10 protein-coding genes and 1 pseudogene are annotated in these 12,074 nt (G+C 39.5%); 5 read left to right on the top strand and 6 right to left on the bottom strand.

Annotated elements, in window-relative coordinates; all coding sequences use genetic code 11:
* Positions 1 to 671 precede the first annotated feature (671 nt).
* From AC3XNE_RS01885 to AC3XNE_RS01905, 5 genes and pseudogenes are all read left to right on the top strand, one after another.
* A complete protein-coding gene (locus tag AC3XNE_RS01885; protein ID WP_489832569.1) occupies positions 672 to 989 on the top strand; it encodes an SDR family oxidoreductase in 318 nt (105 codons plus the stop codon).
* A gap of 231 nt (positions 990 to 1,220) precedes the next feature.
* A pseudogene (locus AC3XNE_RS01890) lies at positions 1,221 to 1,563 on the top strand (PadR family transcriptional regulator).
* Positions 1,553 to 2,374: a DUF1129 domain-containing protein gene (locus AC3XNE_RS01895; RefSeq protein ID WP_489832570.1), complete on the top strand. Its 822-nt coding sequence runs from the start codon at positions 1,553 to 1,555 to the stop codon at positions 2,372 to 2,374. Before AC3XNE_RS01890 ends, AC3XNE_RS01895 begins: the two are co-directional and overlap by 11 nt.
* Before the next feature lie 356 nt (positions 2,375 to 2,730).
* A complete protein-coding gene (locus AC3XNE_RS01900; protein ID WP_489832571.1) occupies positions 2,731 to 6,579 on the top strand; it encodes a GH92 family glycosyl hydrolase in 3,849 nt (1,282 codons plus the stop codon).
* Between the two features lie 76 nt (positions 6,580 to 6,655).
* Positions 6,656 to 6,793 (top strand): helix-turn-helix transcriptional regulator, encoded by a 138-nt coding sequence (locus AC3XNE_RS01905; RefSeq protein ID WP_489832572.1) that lies wholly within the window; start codon positions 6,656 to 6,658, stop codon positions 6,791 to 6,793.
* A gap of 314 nt (positions 6,794 to 7,107) precedes the next feature.
* Here AC3XNE_RS01905 and AC3XNE_RS01910 read toward each other — a convergent pair whose 3' ends face one another.
* From AC3XNE_RS01910 to AC3XNE_RS01935, 6 genes are all read right to left on the bottom strand, one after another.
* Complete coding sequence (locus tag AC3XNE_RS01910) at positions 7,108 to 9,048, bottom strand: acyltransferase family protein (RefSeq protein WP_489832573.1); 1,941 nt, start codon at positions 9,046 to 9,048, stop codon at positions 7,108 to 7,110.
* A complete protein-coding gene (locus AC3XNE_RS01915; RefSeq protein ID WP_489832574.1) occupies positions 9,011 to 9,406 on the bottom strand; it encodes a hypothetical protein in 396 nt (131 codons plus the stop codon). The genes AC3XNE_RS01910 and AC3XNE_RS01915 overlap by 38 nt, the downstream gene beginning before the upstream one ends.
* A 180-nt stretch (positions 9,407 to 9,586) precedes the next feature.
* Positions 9,587 to 10,141 (bottom strand): PrsW family glutamic-type intramembrane protease, encoded by a 555-nt coding sequence (locus AC3XNE_RS01920; protein ID WP_489832575.1) that lies wholly within the window; start codon positions 10,139 to 10,141, stop codon positions 9,587 to 9,589.
* A 33-nt stretch (positions 10,142 to 10,174) separates the two neighbouring features.
* Complete coding sequence (locus AC3XNE_RS01925) at positions 10,175 to 10,699, bottom strand: zinc-ribbon domain-containing protein (protein ID WP_489832576.1); 525 nt, start codon at positions 10,697 to 10,699, stop codon at positions 10,175 to 10,177.
* A 131-nt stretch (positions 10,700 to 10,830) separates the two neighbouring features.
* On the bottom strand, positions 10,831 to 11,154 hold the full coding sequence (gene trxA / locus AC3XNE_RS01930) for a thioredoxin (protein WP_489832577.1): 324 nt from the start codon (positions 11,152 to 11,154) through the stop codon (positions 10,831 to 10,833).
* Between the two features lie 8 nt (positions 11,155 to 11,162).
* Positions 11,163 to 11,987 carry a Cof-type HAD-IIB family hydrolase gene (locus tag AC3XNE_RS01935; RefSeq protein ID WP_489832578.1) on the bottom strand — a complete coding sequence of 275 codons (825 nt, stop codon included), beginning with the start codon at positions 11,985 to 11,987 and terminating at the stop codon, positions 11,163 to 11,165.
* Positions 11,988 to 12,074: the final 87 nt, after the last annotated feature.

The raw sequence follows: 12,074 nt of genomic DNA on the forward strand, positions 1-12,074 counted from the left end.
TTTGGCGAAATACGCGGTAAGAAAACAAGTTTCACTATATCCGTAATTTCCATACAAACTTATTTTGATACTATACCAAGAGTGTGACAGGATAATTTCTTAAATTCAAGTAATTGCTATATTGATATCACGCAGTCAAACTTCTCGTCTCCCAAACACCTCCCATGGAAGGAATAACAAGCAAGTTTTATCATTTAAAAATTTAATTAAGATTCATCAGCCTCTGCTTAAAACACCATAACATTATTTCAAAAACAGATTTATTCGAACAATATTTATTCTTGTAGATAAATAAAGATCTTTTGGAAACAATATCAATAAAGCGTATTGATGTTTATAAGCTTTACGTAATATGAATAAAGATTCTATGGGACGTTTGGACAATAAAGTAGCAATCATCACAGGAGCTGCCAGCGGAATGGACTGGCTGGTGCACGGATCTTTGCTAGAGAAAGTACCAGCGTTGTTTTTATTGATGTAGCAGGAGAAAAGCTGACAAGAGCTGCTGAAGATATTAGAAAAGACGGGGGTGTCTCTTTGGACGTTACAGACCCCGCTGTGTGGGATAGCGTAGTTAAGAAAACTGCCGAAATATAGGGAAAAATCCACCTTTTAGTTAACAATACCGGTATCCATGTTTCCAAAGGGAGCCTCAAGACTGACATAGAAACTTGGAACAAGTTATGGCTATCGATGGTAATTCAGTGTGGCTGGGGAGTCCTTACATACAAAAGAATGGCAAAGATTCGATCATAATTACTTCCTCGATTGGAGCACTGGTAGGAGGTTTCAGTACAGCTTATAGTGCTACTAAAGGCGCAGTACATTCGCTTACTAAATTTGCCGCTCATAAATTTGGTAGAGACCCGATCCGTGTCAATTCAGTTCGCCCAGGTTCAACTCTCACTGGAATGGCCGAAGAACCTGGGTTTAAGTCTAAAGAAGAAATGGGCCAAGCTTATGAAGACAAAGCAGCCCTACCTCCATAAGTCGCAGAGGTAGAGGATATTGGTTATGCTTTTTTTACCTTGCCTGTGACGAATCCAACTTTTGACTGGCGAAGAACTCTTTGTTGGCAGTAGTTGGACAACTAATCCGCAAGCCTCGCAAAGCTAACTTAGATTTGAATATAACAAAAACAACTAATAGGTTTTACAAACTAGCTGCTTTTTGCTATATTACTAGTAGGTTAAGCAAACTAGTTAAGGAAGATAATAGTTATGCAACAAAACATATCGAGTCAAATGTTAAAGGGGATCTTACAGGGAGTAATGTTGATGATCCTGGCAAAAGAGTCTGAGTATGGATATGGGATAAGCAAGAAGATGAATAAATACGGTTTAAATAATATCCCTAAAGGTACTATTTACCCACTGCTGACCACTATGGAAAAACATGGTCTAATAGATAAAAAAGTGCAAGCTTCTTCAGAGGGACCAAACCGTAAATATTACTACATTACTCAAAAAAGGGGAAGAAACAAAAACAGAATTCGTGCAAGAATGGGAAATCTTGCAACATTCAGTTAATTTACTGATCGAGGAGGAACAACATGGAAAATGAACATGCATTTATTCGCGAAAATAACCACTTAAGAAAACAGCTGACCACTGAAAACGAAAAATTTTATACTAGGTTTTTGCTGTACATCCGGTGTCGTAGTTTGATCCAAGATCAGAATTCTATCGAAGAAAAACTGTTGGAGATCCTACAGGATATTTTGGATGCACAAGCGGACAACATTTCAGCCGAAAAATATTTTGGTAAAGACCCTAAAGCCGTGGCTCGTGACCTACTCAAACAGTTTCCAATAAACCTTTTTAAATTTGGAAAAGGGATCCTCTTAGTTTTAGGTGTTTATCTAGTTGTTACTTTTTCGACCAGTCTCATCGGCCCCCAAAGTTCAGTCGACTTAGGCAATTTTTTACTAAGTGGGACTTATTTAGTTGTCGCAATTTTCATGTTGTTTCGTTATTTAGCGGATATAACTTATAAGCTAAATTCCAGTCGGCATTACCTAACTTTATGGTTAGTCGGAGTCGTTTTTGCAACCCCGATATTTATCATATCTTTCTTTGTGAAAACCTCCTTCCAAATCACTATTGGTCGGTGGACTGGAATCGCTTTGATTTTATTAGCATTGATCATAGGCAGTATTCTTTTCTATAAAACAAAGGATAAAACCATCTGGTGGCCCCTTGCGATCCTATATTTAAGCATCTGCCTGATAGGGATAGCGACACGTCTCCCAGGGCCAGTTAGTACTTTTTTAAATGATACTGATAGCGGACAATACTTGCTGGTTGCTATTATCTTGATCGGCCTCATTATCTTATGGGTAAGCAGTTTTGTTATAGCTAAGAAAAATAATTGACCACAAGATTCCTCTAGATCATTAGGGGATCTTTTACTTTCAGCCATTTTTTATCTTTATCTCCCCTTCGACTAATTTCATCTTAAAAGTATTCGTTCTATAATTCTTTTCAAATGACTTCTTAAAGTAAATAATGCATATTATAAGCTTGATTTTGTCAGCAGTTACGATAAAATGAAAGCGTATACAAAAAACGTTCGCAGATCAGCTTATAATAAACAGAGTTTTAGCTAAATTTTTCCGATTAATTATTATAACTGATCCTGCAGAAAGGAGAATAAATCCAGCAATCAAAAAATCATCCAAACTGCGTCGACTTTTCACTTTGGCAATTTCTTAAAGGAGAGTGATATTTCATGAGAAACCTGAATCGTTTTGGAGCACTGCTAGTATCGATCGGAACCGGATTACTGATCAGTACAGGGTTGGATTTCAATAATGAAAAAACGACAATTCACGCTGACCAAAACTTATTTTCAACATCCTTCGAAGCTAACGAGAACCAAAAGTTTCCTGAAAATGAACTTAACTCTAAACTGGGTTCAAGCAACCTCAGTAACACTTTTGCGCCCGAAATTAATGGCGACTTAACGAACCAGATAGACCAAAAATCTATCAAAGGCAGCAAAAATTTTAATGACTCTGAAACTAAGAAAAATCTTTTTGATTCTGATCTAAACACGAAGTTTTTATCTAATGAAGATAAAGGCAAAGATATTTGGGTCAGTTTTTCTTTAAAAAAAGCACAAAAGCTCGGGATCTATGCACTTAGCTCTGCTAATGATGAACCTAGCCGCGACCCCAAAAATTGGCAACTATACGGCAGCACAGACGGTAAAAAATGGCAGTCGATCGATAAACAGACTGACCAAAAGTTTAGCGGCCGTAAACAATGGAAGAAATACCAAGTCCAGCCTAAGAAGCCCTACAAGTATTACAAGTTCAAAGTCGATGAAAACAATGGCGCAGACATGTCTCAATTTTCTGAGCTAAAAATTGGTACTGGTAAAAAAGGAGACGACCCAAATTCCAGTCCAATGATGTCATCGAACCTCAGTACCGGCCCCAAAGATGCGATCAATCAACAAAAAAACGTTGGTTGGACTGGTAAAAAGGCGCTTGAATTTAAAGGAAGAGTTGCTAAGACTGGACACGCCTACTCACATAATAATGTGGTCAACGACTTAAACATACAAGTTAAACGAGATACCAAACTCCAATATAAAATTTTTCCTTCTGATGGACAACATGACTATGACAATAAATACGACTATGAGTATACCCCAATGTATGCTGCTATCAACTTGGAATTTACTGACGGAACCTACCTTAGTCAACTAAAACCAGCGAGCACGGATAATTTTGAAGTGACTCCTCAAGGGCAAGGACGCTCGCGTTCTCTGTATTATAACCAATGGAATCAGATCACCACTAACATCGGAAAAGTTGCCGCAGGTAAAACTATCAAACGTGTGATGATCAGTTATGACGACCAGAACGCCAAAGCCGGTAAAACATTTGATAATTTCATAGATGATGTCAAACTTTCAAATGGAAGTACTGGAACAACTAATGCAAAAAACAAAACCGACTATGTCAACACATTGCGCGGTACAAATGCCACTGGCGATTTTTCGCGCGGTTTAAATATTCCAGCAACCACTGTGCCAAACGGCTTTAACTTTTGGACACCTGCCACCAACTACAATGACAATCTGGTCTATGAATATCAAAATAACGACAACAGAAAATTTCAGTATATGACCGTTAGTCACGAGCCATCGATCTGGGTCGGTGACCGTGGGACCTGGCAATTTATGGTCAATACTTCTATAGACAGTTCGAAGGTCAAAAGTGGGAAGGACATTGATCATACCAAGTATGCCTCTAATTATAGTCACGCAAACGAAACAGCTAAACCTCAGCTTTACTCGATCGACTTCCCCGATAAATCAAACGCTGCTGGTGCTAAGATGAGTTTGACGCCTAGTATGCATAGTGCTATCACGCGTTTCCAATTTGACAACAAAGCCAAAAATAAAAACGTTGTTTTCGATTCTTCACGTGCAGACGGTAGTTTGAAATTTGATGACAAAAACAATTCATTTTCAGCCATCACTAAAGATGGAAATAACGGCATGCATCAAATGTATGTCTACGGACAATTTGACAAGCCTTACAAGGTAAATAAAGTCAAAAATTCGAAACAAGGGATCGTTTCTTTCAAAGATAACGATGTTTCGATGAAAGTAGCCACATCATTTGTCAGTGCTAAGCAGGCACAAAAGAACTATCAGCTTGAATTAGCTAGCCAAAACTTTAATAGTTTACAACAAAAATCAACATCTGAATGGGAAAAGATCATGAATAAAGTACAGGTTAAAGGCGCCTCGCATAATCAACTGGTAACACTTTATTCAAATATGTATCGTTTGTATATGTATCCTAATCTCTATAGCGAAAATCAAGGAACAAACGCCCATCCAGACTGGGTCCACAGTGACCCGTATAGTGGTTCCATGGAAAAACCGGTTAAAAAAAGTGGAAGGATCTACTCTAACAATGGATTCTGGGACACTTACCGAACTGCATGGCCTGCTTATTCGATCTTATCACCAGACAAGGAAACAGATTATCTCAATGGCTTGGTTCAACACTGCCGTAACCAAGGCTGGGTCCCACGTTGGATCGCACCGGGTGGAACTAACAGCATGGTCGGTACCAGTTCTGACATTATTTTCGCTGACGCAATGATGAAAAACATTCCGTTTGCACACAAAGACGCCTACGAATCGGCCATTAAAAACGCTTCTGTTCAATCTCAAAACTTAACCAATGGTGGTCGTAAGGCACTGAATCAATCTAATTTTATCGGTTATGTTCCTTTAGAAAAGGATGATTATGGTCTATCGTGGTCAATGGAAGGTTACATCAATGACTGGGGCTTATATCAAATGTCCAAAAAACAGCACAAATTTGCTGAAGCCGAGTATTATAAAAACCGTGCTTTGACTTATGCTAAAATGTTCGATGGCAGTGGGAAAAAGGCTACTGATCGTTGGTTCAAAGGCAAAAAGCAAGACAGCTCTTGGACTACGAATAAACAAAGTTTCGATCCGACATCTTGGAGCCAGGATTACACTGAAACGGACGCTTATAACATGGCAGTTTCAGTACCACAAGATGGTAACGGACTTGCCAACTTATACGGTGGACCTTCTGGGTTAACACAAAAACTCGACCAGATCATAAATACCCCTGGTGATTTTTCAACTGACGGCGATGTGATCCATGAAATGCGCGAACAAAGAGAAGTCAAGCTGGGGCAATATGGGCACAGCAACCAACCTGCCCATGACATTTTGTATATGTATGCTTTCTCAAGTCAGCCATGGAAAACACAGAAATATACGCGAGATGTTTTGAAGCGTCTTTATATAGGCTCTGACTTTGGACAAGGTTATGTCGGTGATGAGGACAATGGTGAACAATCGGCTTGGTATATTCTTTCATCACTCGGGATCTACCCACAAAATCTTGGTTCTAACCAATTTGTTTTAGGCTCGCCGCTCTTCAAAGAAGCTAAGGTTCAATTGCCACAGGGGCGTTCATTGACCGTCAAAGCACCAAATAACAGTGACAAAAACGTTTATGTTGACAGCGTTTATCTAAATGGACGCAAGGTTGACAAGATGTACCTTGATTACAAACAAATAATGCGTGGTGGCGTCTTAAAGTTTAATATGTCTTCACGTCCAAACACTCATCGCGGAACACAACAATGGCAAAAGCCTTCATCCTTGACTCAAAGCAACAAGAAACCGCAAGTCAAAACTGATGCATTTGATAAAGGACAGGTCACTGGCGACAAGAAATTGGTAGACAATGATAGTAATACTGTCACAACAGTTAAAAATAATAGTACCCTTGATGTCAAACTTGACCGGGCTCGTAAGATAAATATGCTGACCTTGTCCAACGACACAAAAGATACCAAATTCAAGAAGATCAAGGTCTACGGTTCTCGTGATGGCAAACATTGGCGTTCAATTGAGCAAATTAGAAAAGTCGACTTCACATACGCCAAGTCAACTAAACCGTACCTTATCAAAAAACCATCTACTCCGTATAAGCACTATCGTTTGAAATTTGAAGGCGGAAATGGGCAATTAGGCGAAGTAGAATTGTTAGGACAAATGGACTAGCACTGACTTGATCCTAGTAAACGTGAACTAAGAAATAGCCGGAGAATTCCAAGTTAGAAATTCTCAGGCTATTTTCTTGTACTATGAATCTACAGCAAATGTATCACGTAGGACTATCGCAAAAATAGAAAAAGGTAAAGACAATATCAGCGTGGACACTATTTTTAAAGTGGCATCAACGCTGGGGAAGAAAATGTCTGTCAGGTTTGATTAACAATATTCTTGACTAGGCTTTTGACGCAAAAAGATTTATTTTTTAATTGGAGCTAGACCTTTTTGACCTAAAAACGTTGCTATATCAAAGTTCAATTGTGCGATTTTCTGAATAAAAGTTAAATTTTATGACAGAAACACATTATCAGGTAAAGTTTTTCACAGTTTTGGCTTATCCGATAATTCATTGTTCAAATAAAAATAACTTGAAATCTGGGTCGTTTTCTTGCTACGCACAAAAATAAACTGCAAGCATTAAAAATAGCGCCGACGAGTAAATCTCATCAACGCTATTACATATTTATCAACTAATACCTATTTTTCTGGTTTCCCAGGTTTCTTAGCAGCCGCGATCAACCCATCATTGACCACTTTCGCATATAAACGGTCTCCTGCAGCTCGGCCGGCAAAGTGTACGCCATCGGTCCCATTGAAAACTTCGGGATGTTGCGCTGCAACTTTGCCCCAATCAGCGATCGTGATCCACTCGTATTTGTCAGGCAAAGTACGTTCGAAATTCCCTAGTTTAGTCGAGTTCCATGAAGCAGTAGCCGTTTTGTCATAAGGAGTCATGAAGACCAGTTTATGCCCCGGTTTCACGTCTTCAATAATTTTTTTGGCTTGTTCTTCATAGTCACCCAAAGAATTAGTTCCTACACAGATCACGACAAATTCCCTTAACGTGTTGTTTTTTTGCTGTTCCATCAGCACAGAATGGGCTTGGTCTAACTTGCGATCACCTTCAGCATCGACTTCAGAATCAGCCACATGAGGTTCCAAGTACCGGCGTGTTCCTAAGGTCACACTATCACCGATGATCGAAACACCAACTGGGATATTATGTTTTGCGGCGCTGCTTTTCTTATTGTATTTGCGATAGTCATTTGTGTTAGTTTTTTGTTTGGAGCTAGGCCTCTTTTCTTGCTTAGGCGGGCCTACTTGAGCAAGCACCGTATCCCTGGCAGCCTTGACACCATCAGCGTCCTGGTAGATGCCGCCGATCCATAAGTTTCTTTCTAATTTGGACATCCGCGGCGCATTACGTGCAGTAAAACCAGTGACCACCAGCAAGCCCGCAATTAAAGCTGTCAGTGGAACGGTGATCGATTTGCCGGAAACACGGTAACCAAATAAATGCCCCTTTCTCCCAGCAACCATCGGCTCGACTAAGTAATACGAGAATGCCGCAAACAAAAAACTCAAAACAGTTGTCCATACCGCCGCCCAACCGTTCGATATTCTATGTGAGAAAATAACGTACAAAGGCCAATGATATAAGTAAACACTGTATGAACAGTCGGCCAAGAAGCCAAAGATCCACGGCTCCTTAATATTAGGTGTTTTTTCATGTAAGATCCGCGCTCCAAAAATCATAACAGCCGCCAGTAAAATAGCTAAAACCATACCGTACGGGTAAGTAAAAGGTGCACTAAAATCTAACTTGAAAGTGATCAGCAACAGACCAATAAAAGCTGCTGCCATCAACAAAATAGCCCGAGGAGCGGTCCACTTTTCTTTGACCTGCTTTTCAAATGTGCGTGGCAGCGTTGCGATCCCAGTCATAGTGCTTAAAACTGCTCCAATAAAGAATGGAAAGCAATGTGTCAAGCTAGAAAAGTAGACGGGAGAAAAATCTTTCAATCCTTCGCCGCCGATTTTCATACCAGCAATACTAGAGACTGCGAAAACAGCTGAGATCAAAAAAATAACGATCCGAAAGCTTCTGAGTTGCCGGCGACGTCCACCAGGGATCAGATGAATTGCTTTAGAGAAAAGATAAACTAACAAGCCCCAGATGATGTAAAAATGCATTTCGACCGCTAGTGACCATGTATGCACGAATAAATGAGGAATGAAGTTATTTTCATAGCTTCCGCCTGTAGCGATCTCAAAATAATTAGTCACGAAACCAAAGGCAGCCGTAATTTGTTTTCCTACTCCCGTAATAAATTCAGATCCGACTATATAAGTAAAAGGTAACACTATCAAAACTGACAGGATCAAAGGTGGAACGATGCGGTAAAATCTTCTTTGATAAAAACTGCCGAGTTTAAAGGCCCCACTCGAAGCAAATTCATCGATCATCAAAGATGTGATCAAAAAGCCTGAAAATGCAAAGAACACGTCGACCCCGACAAAACCACCCGGATAAGTATTCTGGAAAAAATGGTAACCAAGAACCAAAAATAGGCCGGTGATCCGCACGAGGCTAAACCATTTAATTTTTAACCTTTTCGGCTTCCTTGAAATTTCCATTAGTAAACTCTCCTTGATAGACTTTCTTTTTGTCTGTGGTCAACTTTCCTTGACCTGCTACTTGTCCCTTAGAAAAATTTCCTTTAAACATCCAACCGTCATTAGAAACAAAGGTCCCCCGCCCATCAAAACGACCATCCTTAAAGTGTCCATGATAACGATCACCATTTTTTAATTTCAGTTTACCTTGTCCGCTAAACTTATTTTTAAATACCTGACCATCATAGATGATCCGATCCTTGTCAAGCGTGTAATGCTCCTCTTTTCGTTGTTCTGGGCGTAAAGCTACCCACGCAAAAAATATCAAGATGATAACCGTCAATATTTCGGCAGATACCCTAATTCGCTGATCTTGCATGATTATCCTCCTCCTTGTATTTCTTGTATAAGCATTGTATCCCATGTATAGTTTCATCATACCAAAATAGCAAATGTTTGCATAACAAAAAACCGTTTTTTCAGGCTTCAACATTTTCATCTTGAACAAATGTGAGTGAAAAGCGGTTTTTACTTTTAGTCTTCTTTGAAAGCAAACTTGTTATGATACTTCGTGCGGTTCTTCTAACATATTGTTTAATTTTAACTTCTTTAGTTCTTTAACTTCACGCAAACCAGCGTGGATCAAAACAAGGATCGCGATCCAACCGCTGATGATCAGTAGCACTAATTTGAGATCAGCCAGCGGAGTCTGCATATCCCATAAAGCATGTAACAGCACAGACAACAAGAAAAAGTTGATAAAGTGACGGTCAGTAAAGTGTGCCTTACTCAATTTGCTATCTTTTTTTACCATTACCAGGGCAGCACCAATGATCGCACTCCAAATAGTATGACTCCCGAGCGAACCAAATGAACGGACTAACAACACTGCGATCCCGTAATTTTGCGCATATCCAGCATTTTCAAAGACCGCAAATCCAGCCCCGATCGCTGCTCCGATCAACATCCCATTAAAAATATGTGAGATCTGCCCTTTATGTACGAAATAAGCAATGATCACTAACTTTCCGGTTTCTTCAACCGTACCGATCAAAATCGAACCTAGAAGCGAAAAGTTCCCGCTTCCAGTGATCGAATAAATAAAGACCGTCATCAATAACGAGAAAGCTCCGCCAATGAAGAAAATCTACATGACTCGGTAAATACTAATGTCTTTAAAAACATTGACTTCAAAAAAGAAGATCAACAATGAAAAAGGTACGGCTAAAGCCCCCATAAATAACAAGCCTGGATAAGCATTACTATTTTGAAAGATCATCAAAACCGCCAGCAAGATCAATAATAAAGATGTCAAATACAAAAACACCCGTGAAAAAAGCCATGGTCTAACGTCTTTATCGGCCACTTCATTCAAAGTAGGTGTCGTCTCCTTGGTACCCGCAATAAAGATCTTGTCAGTCTCATCTTGCGTATGTTTTTTAAAGAACTGATTAAAGATCGCTTTAAAATTGATCTCGACACTCTTGTCTTCCCCGGTCCAACTGTTCATTTCCTTGGTCGCATTATCCAAAAAACTACCGGCCCGTGATTCCTTAGGCTGTTCTTCTTTCTCAATCAACGAATGTCCGCATTCCAAACAAAATTTATTAGTCGCTGCGTTTTTCGTACCGCAATTTGTACAATATGTATATTTTTTAGTATCCTCTGCCATATCAATTCCCCCATTTGTCAACAAAACTCATAAATAAGTAATATTATAACTTATCTTTTACATTAAATAAACATTATGAATCCCAGTCAAAAAAGCCATGCCCTTTTCTGACATGACTTCCATCGTTCTATCTACTTATTTTCGTCAACTTTTTGCGCCAAATACCGACTTAAAGCCGCCTGAGGTTTGTAGCCAGTAATTTTTTCTTTGGGTACACCGTCTTTAAATAAGATCATTGTTGGAATACTCATCACATTAAAGTGTTGTGCCAACTCCTGCTGGTCTTCAACATCTAATGAACCAAATTTGACCTCGCCATCAAAATCTTCTTCTAATTCTTCCAAGATCGGTTCCAGCATATGGCATGGACCACACCAGTCTGCCCAAAAATCAACTAAAGTCAGTCCATTAGCTGTCTGCTCAGCCAAATTATCGGCTGTTATTTCTACTGCCATTTAATTACCTACTCTTCATTAAAAATAAATCTGTCGATCACTTCAGCGACCGGGTCATGGTTGTTATCGGCATGGGTAATATAGTCGGCCGCAGCTCGGGCAAATTCACGTCCGTTTGCCACACTGACTCCTAAGCCTGCTGCTTCTATCATCGGCAAGTCATTGCTGTTATCCCCAATAGCGATCACTTCGCTTGGCTTAATACCCAACTTCTTCGCTAAAGCCAGCGTTCCTTGTCCTTTATCCGCAGTCGGATCATTGAATTCAATATAACGGTCTGAAGAAAAAGTGATATTCAATGCAAACTTCACGTGTTCACTAACGTAATCTTGCATCGACAGCCGTTTAGCTTCTTCCTTGATATTAAAGATGATTTTAGCGATCGGTGTGTCCTGTAAGAACTTAATACTATTTTCACGCATCAAGTGCCAGCCGGTGACCCGTCCATTCAAGTAATCAATTTCGTTTTCATTAATATTCCACACATACATTTGATCAACGGTATAAATGTGAATGCAAACATTCTCGTTCATTCCGATTTGAAAAAGTTGTTCAACTATCTCGTATGGCAAAGCATTAACTTGCAAAACTTGGTTTTCTTTGTTCTCCACGATCGCAGCGCCATTATAAGAGATCACATACTGATCTGACTTCTGACTTAATCCCAGAGTGATCAGATTATCCTGAATACTCGTAAAACTACGCCCTGTGTTAGGCACAAAATATACCCCAGCGGCTGTAGCACGTTTGATTGCTTCAACTGTTTTCGGTGTGATCTTTTTATTGTCATCTAGTAAAGTTTCGTCCATATCACTCGTAATTAGTTTATACATTGAACATCCAACTTTCTTTAATTGATCAGTGGATCATTTTGCGGTGTATAGGCCTAAAATGTGCCTACAATTATAAATCTATCGTAC

The organism is Ligilactobacillus sp. JN-6 (Y).1, assembly GCF_058111525.1.